Raw genomic sequence first — 14,822 nt, 5'->3', positions numbered from 1 at the left:
AAGCACACACCGCCTCACAAGGGGAAAATCATGACACATCCAGCCGTTCATCCGGAAACGCCCCATGTGGCGGTCGCGAGCGCCTGCGTCCTGGGCGAGGGGCCGGTCTGGGACCACCGCTCGAACACGCTCTTCTGGGTCGACATCAAGAACCCGGGCGTCTGGCGCTACCATCCCGAAACAAAGGAGCATTTCCGCATCGACGCGCCCGAGCGGGTGGGCTTCATCGCGCTGACGCCCGATGAGGACGTGGTCATCGCGGGCTTCAAGTCGGGCCTTGCCCGGTTCAACCTCAGGACCGGCGATGTGCAGCCCCTCGTGTCCCCCGACAGCGACAAGCCGAACAACCGCATCAACGACGGTCACGTGGGGCCGGACGGCGCCATCTATTTCGGCACCATGGACGACGAGGAGAAGGAGGGCTCCGGCGCCTTCTGGCGCTGGGACGGCAAGGAACTGACCCAGTTCCATTCCGGCATCATCGTCACCAACGGACCGGCCTTCAGCCCCGACGGGCGGAGGCTCTATGCGACCGATACGATCGACGGGACGGTGTATGTCCTGGACGCGGAGAGAGGGCGGATCGGCGAGCCGCGCCCCTTCGTCCGCTTCGAGGAGGGCTGGGCCCATCCGGACGGCATGGCGGTGGATGCAGAGGGCCATGTCTGGGTCTGCCATTGGGGCGCCTCGCGCGTCACGCGCTTCGCGCCGGACGGGTCCATCGAGCGCATCGTACCGGTTCCGACCGCCCAGGTGACGAAATGCGCCTTCGGCGGGCCGGACCTGACCACCCTGTACATCACGACGGCCTCCATCGGCCGCGATCCGCATATCGACGTGATGGCCGGCCACCTCTTCAAGGTCGAGACCGGGATCCGCGGCCTGCAGGCTCATCTCTTCGAGGGGTAGGAATCATGACGATCGAACGTTTCGGCACCCTCGACGGCCAAGATGTTTTCCAGGTCTCTCTGCAGGGACCCGACGGCATAGGCATGAAGGTCCTCACATGGGGCGCCGTGGTGCGGGACCTGACGGTGCCCCTGGCGGGAGGCTCCCAGCGCGTGGTGCTGGGCCTCAATTCCATCGAGGATTACGTCGCCCATTCTCCCTATTTCGGCGCCATCGTCGGGCGCTATGGCAACCGCATCGGGAAGGCGCAATTCACCCTGAACGGCGAGACCTGCCGGCTCGATGCGAACGAAGGCGAGAACCAGCTTCACGGCGGCACGATGGGATTCGGCACGCGCCTGTGGAGCATCCTCGATCACGGAGCGGGCAGCCTGACCCTCGGCCTCGTCTCCGACGATGGCGACATGGGCTATCCGGGCCGCCTCGTGGCGACCTGCACCTATAGGCTCCTGCCTGGATCGCGCCTCCGGATCGCCCTCGAGGCGACGAGCGACAAGCCCACCCCGGTCAATTTGACCACGCACGGTTATTTCAATCTCGACGGCAGCCCGGACATTTCCTCGCACGAGTTGACGATCGCAGGGGATTTCATCACGCCCACCCGGCCCGATCTCATTCCGACGGGGGAGATCGCGGCCGTTGCCGGGACCGACTACGATTTCACGGCTCCGAGGCCGGTCCACGGGAATCAGCACACCCTCTACGACATCAACTACGTTCTGCGCGGACCCTATGGCGAGCTTCGCCATGCCGCGACCCTCGCTTCACGCCGGAACGGTCTCGCCATGGAATTGTGGACGACGGAGCCCGGCGTCCAGTTCTATGACGGCCATCTCATCGACATCCCGGTCCAGGGACTGGACGGTGCCCGATACGGGCGCCATGGCGGGCTCTGCCTGGAGCCGCAGCGTTTCCCCGACAGCCCCAATAAAGCCCATTTTCCATCGTCTATCCTGCCGCCCGGCCAAGTGTCCCGGCAGGTGAGCGAACTCCGGTTTGTCGGCTGATGACGGGAACTTTGCTGTAACAGAATTGTTCTTCTTTGTAGGCGTTGCGTTTCCGGTCCGACACGAACCAAGAAGGGACAGTCCCTCATGCCGGTGCTCGATGCGAAAGCCCTGGAGATCGATCCGAAGGGAGCGGCTTTCCTGAAGAGCGTTCTGCGTCCTGTCCCGACCCCTCAGGCGCCTCCCAGGGAGGCGTCCCGCATCGTCAAGATCCGCTTCTACGCCCTGAGACGGTCGAAAGAACTCACAGCAGGGTCGGTGTGACGGGCCTTTTTAGGCCCGTCGGCCGGGATCACGCATCTTCGACCATCGGAGCCAATCCGCGCTTGGCGAGAAGAGCGTCCGCCGTGGGCAGGCGCCCGCGGAAGGCCATATAGGCCTCGGCCGGATCGCGCAGGTTTCCGGCCGCGTAGATGAAACGCTTCAGCTTGGCCGCCATGTCCCGGTCGAAGGCGTCTCCCGTCTCCTCGAAGGCCATGAAGGCGTCCGCATCCAGAACCTCCGACCAGAGATAGCTGTAATAGCCCGAGGAATAGCCGTCGCCGGAGAACACGTGCGTGAAGTGCGGCGTGCGGTGGCGCATGATGATCTCGCGCGGCATGCCGATAGATTTCAGCGTCTCCGCCTCGAAAGCCGAGACGTCGAGGTTGCTCAGATCCCGGCGCCGGTGAAGCGCGAGATCGACGAAGGCCGAGGCCAGGTACTCCACCGTGGCAAAGCCCTGGTTGAAGTTGCGCGCGGCCATGAGGCGCTCGAGCAGCTCCTCGGGGAGCGGCTCGCCGGTCCGGTAATGGGTCGCGTAGCGGCGAAGGATCCCTGGCTGCGAGAGCCAGTGCTCGTAGAGCTGCGACGGCAGCTCGACGAAATCCGTCGATACCGCCGTGCCCGCGAGCAGCGGATAGGTCACGTCCGAGAGCAGGCCGTGCAGGCCGTGGCCGAATTCATGGAACAGCGTGCGGGCATCGTCGAAGCTCAGGAGCGACGGCTCGCCGGGAGCGCCCTTGGCGAAGTTCATCACGTTGACGATGATCGGCCGAACATCGCCGGTAAGCTTTTCCTGCGACCGGAAGGCGCTCATCCAGGCGCCGCTGCGCTTCGAAGGCCGTGCGAAGTAATCCCCGATGAAGGTGCCGATCGGGCGGCCGCCTGCATCCACGACCTGCCAGGCGCGGATGTCCGGGTGGTAGCGCGGGAAGTCTTTCAGCTCCTGGAAGCTGAGACCGAAGAGGCGCTGCGCCGTCTCGAAGGACGCCTCGATGATCCGGTCGAGCTGGAAATAGGGCTTGATGGTCGCCTCATCGAGGTTGTGGCGGGCCATGCGGACCTGATCGGCATAGTAGCGCCAGTCCCAGGGTTCGATGACGATGTTGTCGCCGATCGCCTGAGCTTGGGCCTGCAGATCGTCCCGCTCCGCGTTGGCGCGGGCGATCGCCGGCGACCAGACGTCGTTCAGGAGCTTCTGCACGTTGTCGGGCGTCTTGGCCATGGTGTCGGCGAGCTTGAAGTCGGAGAACGTCTCGTAGCCGAGGAGCTTCGCGCGTTCGGCCCGCAGGGCCGCCGTCTCGGCGATGATCGCCTTGTTGTCGGTCGCACCGCCGTTGTCGCCGCGCGCCGCCCAGGCCTTGAAGGCCTGCTCGCGCAGGTCGCGCCGCTTGGAGAATTGCAGGAACGGCTCAATGCTCGACCGGGAGAGGGTGATCACATGCTTGCCCTTCAGCCCGCGCTCCTCGGCAGCCTGCGCGGCCGCCTCGCGCAGGAAGGAGGGCAGGCCTTCGAGATCGGCTTCGCCGTCGAGGACGAGCTGGTAGGATTTTTCATCGGCCAGGACGTTCTGCGAGAACTGCGTGCCGAGACTCGCGAGCCGCTCGGTGATGGCCGCGAGCCGCTTCTTCTCGTCAGGCCCGAGCCTTGCTCCGGCGCGCACGAAGATGGTGTGGTAGCGGTCGAGGACACGAGCCTGCTCGGCCGAGAGCCCGAGGCTGTCGCGTTTCTCGTAGAGCGCCGCCACGCGCCTGTAGAGCGCCTCGTTCATGAAGATGCTGTTGCGGTGCTTGGCGAGAATCGGCGCCATCTCGCGCTCCACCGCCTGAATCGCGTCGTTGGTGTGCGAGCCCGCCAGATTGAAGAACACGCCGCCGACCTTCTTCAGCGTCCGTCCGCTCGTCTCCAGGGCTTCGATGGTGTTGGCGAAGGTGGGCTCCTCCGCATTGTCCGCAATGGCGGCGATCTGTGCCTGCTGTTCGGCCAGCGCGGCATCGAAGGCAGGTTTGTAATGCTCCGGCGCGATGCTCTCGAACGGAGGAAGGCCGAAGGGCGTGGTCCACTGCGTGAGAAGGGGGTTGCCCGCGAGTGCCGCGTCTGAAGCCGTCATGATCGCTCCTGTCTTTGAATCGAGGGTCTAGCGCATCGTGCGGCCCTCTGGGTCCGCCCCGAACGATACGCCGCATCAAGATGCTCTAGTCTTAATTGCGTCATCCGTCTGCGGGAAGAGGGCCGGTGTCCGCCGGAGCCGTCGTGCCGGCGAGATGCCGCCGGAGGAACGCCAGGGATCGCGCCGTCGCGTCGTCATGCGCCGCACCCCTGAAGCCGTGACCCTGTCCGGGATAGACCTTGATCTCGTGTGGCACGTTCTGCTGGCGCAGAAGCGCCTCGACCGCATAGGCGTTCGCCACCGGGACGATCGGATCGGCGGAGCCATGCAGGACCAGGGTCGGCGGCAGCCGGGACGTCGTGGCGATCGCACCCTGCGGCAGCGGTCCGAAATAGTTCACAAGGACCTTCACGCGCGGATCCGTGCTCGCGACCGCAAGGCCCAGCGCGGCTCCGAGCGAGATCCCGACGATGCCGATCCGGTGTGGGTCGGCACCCTGATGACCCGACGCGAAGGCGAGCGCATCCTGAACCGTGCTCATCCAGGGCATGAAGTTCTGAAACAGGGTGCCGAACGAGGCCCGCCTTTCGCCGGTGCGGTCGAGATAATGGACGAGATGAACCTGATAGCCGGCGGCCGCGACGTCCCGCGCACCCTCACGATATTGGCCGTTATAGCTCAGGCCGTCTGCGCCATGCAGCATGAGAACGGCCGGGCGGGAGGCGGTCCCATCCATCTGGAAGGTTTCGACGGCAATGGCCTTGCCGCCGCTCTTGAAACTGTTTCGCTGGGTGATGACGGGCATTTTGCTGGGCTTGCTTTGGAGGGCGTGGGCGGTCGGAGAGGCAGCCAGGGCTGCACCGATCAGGAGATTGCGTCGGGTGAGCGGCATGGATGTCGAGGGTCGGGGATCCGATGGGGTTCCGTTGAGATGGGGACCGGATCCCCGTGCTTTCAGATGGCAAAAGGTCCCAGCGTCCCGCCAGCTGTCGGGCCATATTGCTACGCTCAAGGATCGTTTGGCCGCCGAGGGCGTTGTTTGCACGTCGGCGAGAGTGTCTCGCGACTCAGCAGAGATCCCTCGAATGCGCCCTGGCCCCAACACCACGCCCCCCACGGAGACGGAGATCGAACCTCCCGGCGTCCCAGGCCTCTCCGGCCTCATGACCCTGGCCGTCGGGGTCGTGGTGCTGGCTGCGCTCTATGTGGGACAGGACGTCTTCCTGCCTGTCGTGATGGCGATCCTCCTCGCGTTCGTGCTGGCGCCCTTCGTCGAGGTGCTGCGCCGGTGGCGCCTCGGACGCGTCCCGTCCGTCATCATCGCGGTGCTGGTCGCCCTTGGAATCATCATCTCCCTCGGCACCGTCATCGGCTTCCAGCTGGCGGGTCTCGCCAGCGACCTGCCGCGCTATCAGACCACGATCGAATCGAAGATCGGGTCCCTGCGCGAGGGAACGCTCGGAAAGCTGCCGAGCCTCTTGAAAGATTTCGGCCGTCGCTTCGACCGGGCCGTTGCGGAGCCGCCGCCCGGCCAGGCGCCCGCGTCGCCGGCTCCTACGGCGGCACCGGCACAGGAGCCTCAGGACGCCGGCCCCCTTCCGGTCGAGGTCCATGAACCCGAGCCCACACCGATGCAGATGGCCCGGGACGTCTTGCTTCCGGTGCTCGAGCCGTTGGCCACGACGGGCATCGTGTTCGTGGTCCTGGTCTTCATCCTCATGCAGCGGGAAGATCTGCGCGACCGGATGATTCGCCTGTTCGGGGCGAGCGACCTCCACCGGACGACGGTGGCCATGGACGATGCTGCGCGCCGGCTCAGCCGGTACTTCCTGACCCAGCTCGCCTTGAACGCCTCCTTCGGCGTCGTGGCGGCCCTGGGCCTCTGGGCCATCGGCGTGCCGAGCCCGATCCTGTGGGGCGTCTTCGCCGCGCTGATGCGGTTCGTGCCCTATATCGGATCGTTCGTCGCAGCCCTGCCGCCCATCCTCCTGGCCGCTGCCGTCGATCCCGGCTGGTCCATGGCGCTGATGGCCATGGCCCTGTTCCTGATCGGCGAACCCCTCATGGGCCATGTGATCGAGCCCGTCGTCTATGGGCAAAGCACGGGTCTCTCGCCCTTCTCGGTCGTGATCTCGGCGATCTTCTGGACTTGGCTCTGGGGGCCCGTGGGCCTTCTCATCGCCACGCCCTTGACCCTTTGCCTCGTGGTCCTGGGCCGGCATGTGGAGCGCCTGGAATTTCTCGATGTCCTTCTGGGCGACAGGCCCGCTCTGACGCCGGCCGAGAACCTGTACCAGCGCATGCTGGCCGGCGATCCGGACGAGGCGCTGGATTCGGCGGAGCTCCTGCTGAAGGAGCGTTCCTTGACCTCCTACTACGACGAGGTCGCGTTAAGAGGGCTTCAGCTCGCCGCAAACGATGCGACGCGCGGGGTTCTCACCCAGCGCCAGCTCGATCAGGTCAAGGACGTGATCCGGGCCCTCGTGCAGGATCTCGCTCCCCACGACGATGTGGATCCTCATCCGCGCGAGACGAAGGATGATCCGGTCGCGGCGCCCGCCAGCGAGAAGCCTGCCATCAAGGAGCCGGCGGTGGTGCCGCCGATGCCGCCGGAGGGACATATCCCCGAGGCTTGGCGGGCCGATGGGGCCGTCCTGTGCGTTGCCGGCCGCGGGCCGCTCGACGAGGCCGCCTCCGAGATGCTCGCGCAGCTCCTGAGCAAGCATGGGCTCGGCACCCGGGTCGTGCCGCATTCGGCCGTGTCACGCCGGGAGATCTTCAACCTCGACATGACAGACGTGCAGATGGTGTGCATCAGCTATCTGGAGATCAGCGGAACGCCGGCCCATCTGCGCTATCTGCTGCGGCGCCTGAAGCAAAAGGCGAAAGCCCCGACCCTGGTCGGTCTCTGGCCGGCGGAGGACGCGGTGCTGAAAAGCGAGACGATGCGCGCCACGCTCGGCGCCGACTACTATGTCTCGTCCCTGAGGGATGCGGTGGTGCAGTGCCTGAAAGTGGCGAGCGGCGAGGAAAAGGTGCCGGAGGGGGCCAATACGTCCGCCGTCGAAGAGGCAACGGCAGCCAGGCGGCTGCCGCTGCCGGCGTGATCGCTCTCAGGCGGCCCGCTTGCGCGCCAGCCGCGCCTTGATGCTCGCGGGATCCGCCCGCGGCGTCGCCGCGAAGAGCGTCTTGGTGTAGTCGTGCTTCGGATCGGAGAACACCTCGTCGCGCGTGCCGTATTCGACCGCCTCGCCGAAATACATCACCATCACCTCGTCGGCGATGTAGCGGACCACCGAAAGGTCGTGGCTGATGAAGACATAGGTGAGGTTGAACTCGTCCTGGAGATCCGCCAGCAGGTTCAATACCTGAGCCTGGACCGAAAGATCGAGGGCCGAAACCGGCTCGTCGAGAACGAGCAGGCTCGGATTGAGCATCAGGGCCCGGGCGATCGCGATGCGCTGGCGCTGACCGCCGGAGAACATGTGCGGATAGCGGTTGTAATGCTCTTCGCCGAGTCCGACCTTTTTCAGCATGGCCATGGCCCGGTCCCGCCGCTCGTCCGCCGGGACGTTGCCGTGGATCACCAGCGGAGCGCCCAGCACGTCGCCGATCTTCTGGCGGGGGTTGAGCGAGCCATAGGGATTCTGGAACACGATCTGCACTTCGCGCCGAAGGTCCTTCGTGAGGTCGCCCTTCGCGATATCGACCTTCTTCCCCTGGATGAAGAGATCACCGGAGGTGGCCGGATCGATCAGGGTGAGAATGCGTGCGAGCGTCGATTTCCCGCAGCCGCTCTCCCCGACGATGGCGAGGGTTTTGCCCTTGTCCACCGTGAAGCTCACGCCTTTGACCGCGTGAACGGTCCTGCCCTTGGAGAAGAGGCTGCCGGCGACATGATAGTCCCGGACGATGTTTCGAGCTTCGAGAACAACACTCATGATACGGCCGCTCCGGCGATCTCGGTTCCGTCCTTGAAATAATCGGCGATGGTCGGCAGACGGTCGCCCGTCGCATTGTCCGGCAGCGCGGCCATGAGAGCCTTCGTGTAGTTGCTTCGCGGATTCTCGAACAGCGACAGCACGTCGGCCTCTTCCATCTTGCGCCCCTTGTACTGAACCACGACGCGATCGGCCGTTTCTGCGACCACGCCCATGTTGTGAGTGATCATGATCATGCCCATGCCGTGCTCGGCCTGAAGCTTCACGAGCAGGTCGAGGATCTGCTTCTGGATCGTGACGTCGAGGGCCGTGGTCGGTTCGTCGGCGATCAACAGCTTCGGATTGCATGCGATCGCCATGGCGATCATCACGCGCTGGCACTGGCCGCCCGACATCTGATGCGGGAACGAGTTCAGCCGCTCGGCAGGATTGGGAATACCGACCGCCGTCAGCAGTTCGATGGCCCGCGCACGCCGCTGCGATCGTCCGAGACCAAGGTGGAAACGCAGCACCTCCTCGATCTGGAAGCCGACCGTGTAGCAAGGATTGAGGCTTGCGACCGGCTCCTGGAAGATCATCGCAATATCCTTGCCGACGATCTTGCGGCGCTCGGAATCCGACATCCGCAGAAGATCGCGGCCATTGAACGCCATCTTGTCCGCGGTCACCTTGGCCGTCCACGGCAGGAGCCCCATGACGGCGAGCATGGAAACGGACTTGCCCGAGCCGGATTCGCCGACGATGGCCAGAACCTCGCGCTCGTCGACCTTGAGCGAGACGCCGTCGACTGCCCGGAACATGCCGGCCGAAGTCTGGAACTCGACGACGAGATTCTCGATTTCGAGAAGTGCCATGATCAGGACCTTTTCAGTTTCGGATCCAGGGCGTCGCGCAACCCGTCGCCCAGAAGATTGAAGGCAAGCACCGTGATGAGGATGGCCAGTCCCGGGAAGGTCACGACCCACCAGGCGCGGAGCACGAATTCGCGGGCATCCGCCAGCATGGTTCCCCATTCCGGAGACGGGGGCTGCGCGCCAAGGCCGAGAAACCCGAGCGCCGCCGCGTCCAGAATGGCGGTCGAGATGCCGAGCGACGCCTGCACGATCAGCGGAGCGGTACAGTTCGGCAGCACCTCCTTGAACATCAGGCGCAACGTTCCCGCGCCGCTGACGCGGGCTGCCGTCACATAGTCCTTCGAAGTCTCGGTGATCACCGCCGCACGGGCCAGACGCACGTAATGCGGCAGGATCACCAGGGCCACCGCCAGCATGGCGTTCATCAGGCCCGGACCCAGCACCGCCACGATCACGATGGCGAGCAGGAGGCTCGGCAGGGTGAGGACGATGTCCATCAGGCGCATGATGAAGATCTCGGTCAGGCCCCGGAAGAAGCCCGCCACGAGGCCGAGCACCGTTCCCAGGACGATGGAGACCGCCACCACCACGATGCCGATGAGGAGGGACAGCCGCGCCCCGTAGATCATGCGCGAGAGAATGTCCCGGCCGATGGGGTCCGTCCCGAGCGGATAGGTCAGCGAGCCGCCCTCCTGCCAGAACGGAGGCTTCAGGGCGATGGATGTGTCCGTAAGGTACGGCGAGTGAGGCGCGAGCACGTCGGCGAGGAGAGCCACGAGCACGACAGCGACGATCACCACGAGGCCGGCGACGGCCCCGTGATTGGCGCTGAAGTAGCTCCAGAACTCGCGGAGAGGGTGGGGAGGGGTGGCCGTGGGAGCGGCGACGGCCGGGGCTTCCATGGTTTCAGTGGTCATCGCGTATGCCTGATGCGAGGATTGATGAGCCCGTAGGCAAGGTCGACGAGAAGATTCACGCTCATGACGACAACGCCGAGCAGAAGGGCGCCGCCCTGCAGCACCGGATAATCGCGCCGGAAGATGGCATCGATGAGCCATTTGCCGACCCCGGGCCAGGAAAAGATGGTTTCCGTCAGGATGGCGCCGGTAAACAGCACGCCCACCTGCAGGCCGATCACCGTCACGACCGGAATGAGGGCGTTGCGCAGGGCATGCAGAGCCACGATCCGGAGCCGCGGGAGGCCCTTGGCCTTGGCGGTGCGGATGTAGTCTTCGCCGAGCACCTCCAGCATGGCCGAGCGGGTCATGCGGGCGATCACGGCCAGGGGGACGGTGCCGAGGACGATGGTGGGCAGGATCAGGTGGTTCACCGCCGACCAGAAGGCCTCCGGCTCGTCGGAGAGCAGCGTGTCGATCAGCAGGAAGCCCGTGATCGGCTCGATGTAATAGAGGACGTCGATCCGGCCCGAGACGGGCGTCAGGTCGAACTGCACCGAGAACACGAGGATGAGGATGAGGCCCCACCAGAAGATCGGCATGGAATAGCCGGTCAGCGAGATGCCCATCACCCCGTGATCGAAGATCGAATTTCGTCGGATGGCCGCGATGATGCCTGCCGGCAGACCGAACACGAGAGCGAAGATGATGGCGCAGAGCGCCAGCTCGACGGTTGCCGGAAACAGGGACGAAAACTCGTTGATGACGGGTTCCTGCGTGATCATCGACTTGCCGAGATCGCCCTGCAGGACACGCGTGAGATAGATACCGTACTGAACGATGATCGGCTTGTCGAAGCCGTATTCCTTACGGAGCTGTTCGTGGCGGGCGGGGTCGATGCCGCGCTCGCCGGCGAGTGTTTCGATCGGGTCGCCCGGCACCAGGCGGATCAGGAAGAAGGCCAGCAGCGTGATCCCGATGAAGGTCGGAATGATCAGGCTGACGCGGGTCAAAATGAATCTGAGCATCGTCTGAACGTAAAAAGGCGGAGCGGCTCGAGAAGCCGCTCCGCCATAGGGTTGAAGGGATTAGCTTACTTGCCTTTGAGATCCACGCCGTAGAAGGTGTGGCGGCCGAACGGCGAGAGCTTGAAATCCACGACTTCCTTGCGGACCGGCTTCAACTGCACGGCGTGAGCGATCGTGAACCAGGGAGCCTGCTCCTTGAAGATCTTCTGAGCTTCTTCGTAGAGCTTGGTGCGCTCGGCCTGGTTGGTCACGACCTTCGCCTTCGTGACGAGATCGTCGAACGGCTTGTAGCACCACTTGGCGATGTTCGAACCCGAAGCGCTCTGGGCCGAGGCGCAGCCGAGCAGGGTGTGCAGGAAGTTGTCCGGGTCGCCGTTGTCGCCGGTCCAGCCGAGCTGAGCCATCTGGTGCTCGCCGGCCTGGGCCCGCTTGCGGTACTCGCCCCATTCGAAGCTCTTGATCTCGGCCTTCACGCCGATCTTGGCGAGGTCGGCCTGCATGAGCTCGGCGATGCGGCGCGCATTCGGGTTGTAGGGGCGCTGAACCGGCATGGCCCAGAGATCGGTCTCGAGACCGTTGGGATAGCCAGCTTCGGCCAGGAGCTTCTTGGCCGCTTCAGGGTTGTACTCGTCGTCCTTGATGGACTTGTTGTACGACCACATGGAAGGCGGGATCGGGTTCGTGGCGGGAACGCCCGAGCCGAGGAACACAGCGTCGACGATCGCCTTCTTGTTCATGGCCATGTTGAAGGCCTTGCGGACGCGAACATCGTCGAACGGCTTCTTCGTGGTCTGGTAAGCGAGGTAGCCGATGTTGAGGCCGGCCTGCTCCATGACCGTGACGTTCGGATCCTTCTTCATGGCCTCGAGGTCAGCCGGGTTCGGATACGGCATGACGTGGCATTCGCCCTTCTGGAGCTTCGCCCAGCGGACGGAGGCGTCCGGGGTGATCGCGAACACGAGATCGTCGAGCTTCGCCTTGCCGCCCCAATATTCCGGGAAGGCCTTGAAGCGGACGATGGCATCCTTCTGGTACTGGACCAGATAGAACGGGCCCGAGCCGATCGGCTCTTGGTCGATCTTCTCCGGAGTGCCGGCCTTCATCATGGCGTCGGCGTATTCCTTCGACTGGACGCCGGCCCACTGCATGGCCAGGTTCGACAGGAAGGGGGCCTCAGGCCGGTTGAGCGTGATGCGGACGGTGTAGTCGTCGACCTTCTCCACCGACTTCAGCAGGGACGGCATGCCCATGTCGGTGAAGTAGGAATGGTTCGGGCTCGTGACCTTGAAGTAAGGATTGTCTTCCTTCCACTGACGCTCGATCATGAACACGATGTCGTCGGCGTTCAGGTTGCGGGTCGGCTTGAAGTTCTTGTTGGAATGGAACTTCGCGTTCTTGCGCAGGTGGAAGGTGTAGACCGTGCCGTCAGCCGAAATGTCCCATTTCTCGGCGAGGCCGGGAACCACCTGGGTGCCGCCGCGCTCGAAATCCACGATGTTGTCGTAGATGTGCTCGTTCACGTCGAACGACGTGCCGGTGGTGTTGATGCCGGGATAGAAGTTTTCCGGGCTGCCCTCGGAGCAGTAGACGAGGGTTTTGGCGGCCAGCGGAGCGCCGGCCAAGAAGGCCGGAACGCAGATGGCTGCGAAAAGGGCTGATTTTTTCATTACCTAGTCCTCTGAGACGGCTCTACTCGTGGCCGTTCTGTGACGGAGTTAAGGTGCGAAGCCCCGATAATGTCAATCTGTCCATGCAACAATGGATAACTTTTAAAGAAAATTAACCATTTTCTGCCGTGACGGCAGCCGGAATCGAACGCCAGAGCGTCAAATTTCCGCGATTTTGGTCTGTTTTCGGTCGAATTGGCTCAAGAGCGACTTTGCACAATCCGCCCGAGCATCCCTCAGGCTGTTGCGCTTCCATCCCGCCCCAGACGGGCCGCTTCGGCCACCTTCAGCGCCAAGTCGGCGCGGCTGAAGGGCTTGTGGAGCCGCAGATAGCTCTCCGGAAGCCGTTTGGGATCGGCATACCCGGTCACGAGCAGGATGCCCAGGTCGGGCCGAATCCCGCGTGCCTGATCGGCCAAGTCGGTTCCGGTCATGCCGGGCATTGCGAAATCGGCGATGAGGAGGTCGAGCCGGTTGTCCGCCTTGAGGATGTCGAGGGCCGATGATCCGTCGGCGGCCTCAACGACACGGTGTCCCAATTCGGTCAAATAGGCGGCAGTCACGGTTCTTACTTCCGCATCGTCATCGACGAGCAGGATGCGCACCCTAGGGGAATCCGCCGCAACAGCTTCTTCCTCGCGGGCTCCCTCCTCAGGCTCGACAACCGCCCGGGACAGGAAAAGCTCGACGGTCGTCCCTTCTCCGACCGTGCTTCGAATCGTGACGGTGCCGCCGGATTGCTGGGCCAGTCCATAGACCATCGGGAGACCGAGACCTGTTCCTTTGCCGACCTCCTTGGTGGTGAAGAACGGCTCGAGCACCCTGGTCAGCACCTCCGGTGGAATCCCGCTTCCGGTGTCCGTGACGGAGATCACCACATACTCGCCTCCGCTCAATTCGGGGATCCGTCCTTCGTCCAATGTCTCGTTGCGGGTCGAGAGCGTAAGAACCCCGCTTTCGGCCATGGCATCACGGGCGTTGATGCACAGGTTGAGAATCGCGAGTTCGAGTTGATCCGGATCGACCATGGCGGTCCACAGACCGTCTTGAAGGCGCCGCTCGATCCGGATGACGCCGCCGAGGGTTCGCGTCAGCAAGTCGTTCATGCCGGTGATGACTTGGTTCACGTCCACGGTCTGCAACCGCAGGTCGCGCTGGCGGCTGAAGCTGAGCAGCCGCTGGGTCAGGGAGGCGCCGCGCTCCGCCGCATAGGTGGCATTCTGCAGCAGGCGGGTCAGCCGGGGGTCGTCGGGTGCACGGCGCGAGGCGAGATCCAGACTGCCGAGGACGGCCATCAGGAGGTTGTTGAAATCGTGCGCGACGCCGCCGGCAAGCGTTCCCAGGGCCTGCATCTTGTCCGCTTGCCGCAAACGCATCTCCATCAGCTTGCGCTCGGTGACGTCGCGCTCGATGGTCGCGAGATTGGTCACATGTCCCGCCTCGTCGAGGATCGGGATGTGATTGATCAGGAACCATTGCGTCGTACCGTCGGGAGCAATCCGCTCCTCGATCACTTCATCGGGAATTCGTGCCGCGATCGCTCGCCGCTCCGCCTCCTCGATCATCGTGGCCCGTTCCGGTGCCACGTAGTCCCGCTCCTTGCGCCCTAGGCAGTCTTCCGAATGGCAGCCGAGGCTTCGTGCCTTGCTGGCGTTGAGGCGGACGAAACGCCCGTCCAGATCCTTGAACGAGATGAGGTCGCCGGTGCTTTCCATCAGCCCGCGCAGGAGTGCGCGCTCCGTATCGAGCTTGCGGGCCAGCACGCGCCGCTGGTAGGCCGCAGCGACCATGTTCGAGAGGGCGGCTGGATCCCAGGGCTTTGGAACATAAGCCATGATCCGACCCTTGTTCACCGCACCGATCACCGCTTTGAGATCCGCATAGCCGGTGAGAAGGATCGCATCCGCATCGGTCTCGTGCCGGGCCTTTGCCAGGAACTCGTCACCCTGCATCTCGGGCATACGCTGATCCGAGATAATGATGGCGATGTCAGGCTCCTGCCGGATGATGTCGAGCGCCTGGACCGGCGACGAGGCCGTCAGGACCCGGTAGTCGTTCTCGAACAGATCTTCGAGCGCGATCAGGATGTCCGGCTCGTCGTCGACGACCAGAATCGTGCCATGGGTTGAAGTCATCTCGCTCGGCAAGG

At 64.2% G+C, this 14,822-nt stretch carries 12 protein-coding genes; 4 read left to right on the top strand and 8 right to left on the bottom strand.

The features are described 5' to 3' along the window. Nucleotides 1–30 precede the first annotated feature (30 nt). The 3 genes from OCW50_RS13880 (at nucleotide 31) to OCW50_RS13870 (ending at nucleotide 2,180) form a co-directional block, all read left to right on the top strand. A complete protein-coding gene (locus tag OCW50_RS13880; protein WP_262297955.1) occupies nucleotides 31–909 on the top strand; it encodes an SMP-30/gluconolactonase/LRE family protein in 879 nt (292 codons plus the stop codon). A 5-nt stretch (nucleotides 910–914) separates the two neighbouring features. Further along, nucleotides 915–1,916 (top strand): aldose epimerase family protein, encoded by a 1,002-nt coding sequence (locus OCW50_RS13875; protein WP_262297954.1) that lies wholly within the window; start codon nucleotides 915–917, stop codon nucleotides 1,914–1,916. An 87-nt stretch (nucleotides 1,917–2,003) separates the two neighbouring features. Continuing rightward, nucleotides 2,004–2,180, top strand: a complete 177-nt coding sequence (locus tag OCW50_RS13870) for a hypothetical protein (RefSeq protein WP_262270374.1) — start codon at nucleotides 2,004–2,006, stop codon at nucleotides 2,178–2,180. Between the two features lie 28 nt (nucleotides 2,181–2,208). Here the strand turns inward: OCW50_RS13870 and OCW50_RS13865 are convergent, their stop codons facing one another. Beyond that, on the bottom strand, nucleotides 2,209–4,287 hold the full coding sequence (locus tag OCW50_RS13865; RefSeq protein ID WP_262297953.1) for a M3 family metallopeptidase: 2,079 nt from the start codon (nucleotides 4,285–4,287) through the stop codon (nucleotides 2,209–2,211). A 100-nt stretch (nucleotides 4,288–4,387) separates the two neighbouring features. Further along, nucleotides 4,388–5,179, bottom strand: coding sequence for a dienelactone hydrolase family protein (locus tag OCW50_RS13860; RefSeq protein WP_262297952.1), 792 nt, complete (start codon nucleotides 5,177–5,179; stop codon nucleotides 4,388–4,390). 193 nt (nucleotides 5,180–5,372) lie between these two features. On the opposite strand from OCW50_RS13860, the gene OCW50_RS13855 reads away from it, so the two are divergent. Continuing rightward, complete coding sequence (locus OCW50_RS13855; protein ID WP_262297951.1) at nucleotides 5,373–7,394, top strand: AI-2E family transporter; 2,022 nt, start codon at nucleotides 5,373–5,375, stop codon at nucleotides 7,392–7,394. 6 nt (nucleotides 7,395–7,400) lie between these two features. Here OCW50_RS13855 and OCW50_RS13850 read toward each other — a convergent pair whose 3' ends face one another. The 6 genes from OCW50_RS13850 to OCW50_RS13825 all read right to left on the bottom strand — a co-directional run bounded on the left by OCW50_RS13850 (nucleotide 7,401) and on the right by OCW50_RS13825 (nucleotide 14,808). Next, complete coding sequence (locus tag OCW50_RS13850; protein ID WP_262297950.1) at nucleotides 7,401–8,228, bottom strand: ABC transporter ATP-binding protein; 828 nt, start codon at nucleotides 8,226–8,228, stop codon at nucleotides 7,401–7,403. Next, entirely contained in the window at nucleotides 8,225–9,082 is an 858-nt protein-coding gene (locus OCW50_RS13845; RefSeq protein ID WP_262270370.1) for an ABC transporter ATP-binding protein, read from the bottom strand. The genes OCW50_RS13850 and OCW50_RS13845 overlap by 4 nt, the downstream gene beginning before the upstream one ends. A gap of 2 nt (nucleotides 9,083–9,084) precedes the next feature. Further along, nucleotides 9,085–9,999 carry an ABC transporter permease subunit gene (locus OCW50_RS13840; RefSeq protein WP_262297949.1) on the bottom strand — a complete coding sequence of 305 codons (915 nt, stop codon included), beginning with the start codon at nucleotides 9,997–9,999 and terminating at the stop codon, nucleotides 9,085–9,087. Further along, a complete protein-coding gene (locus tag OCW50_RS13835; RefSeq protein ID WP_173949440.1) occupies nucleotides 9,996–11,006 on the bottom strand; it encodes an ABC transporter permease subunit in 1,011 nt (336 codons plus the stop codon). Before OCW50_RS13835 ends, OCW50_RS13840 begins: the two co-directional genes overlap by 4 nt. 65 nt (nucleotides 11,007–11,071) lie before the next feature. Next, nucleotides 11,072–12,673, bottom strand: coding sequence for an ABC transporter substrate-binding protein (locus OCW50_RS13830; RefSeq protein WP_262270369.1), 1,602 nt, complete (start codon nucleotides 12,671–12,673; stop codon nucleotides 11,072–11,074). A gap of 236 nt (nucleotides 12,674–12,909) precedes the next feature. Continuing rightward, nucleotides 12,910–14,808: a response regulator gene (locus tag OCW50_RS13825; RefSeq protein WP_262297948.1), complete on the bottom strand. Its 1,899-nt coding sequence runs from the start codon at nucleotides 14,806–14,808 to the stop codon at nucleotides 12,910–12,912. Nucleotides 14,809–14,822: the final 14 nt, after the last annotated feature.

Origin of the sequence: Microvirga sesbaniae, assembly GCF_025460805.1 — a bacterium.
Lineage (GTDB): Bacteria > Pseudomonadota > Alphaproteobacteria > Rhizobiales > Beijerinckiaceae > Microvirga > Microvirga sesbaniae.
The sequence above is the reverse complement of the archived record's forward strand: the minus strand, read 5'-3'. Positions and strand labels throughout refer to the sequence as shown.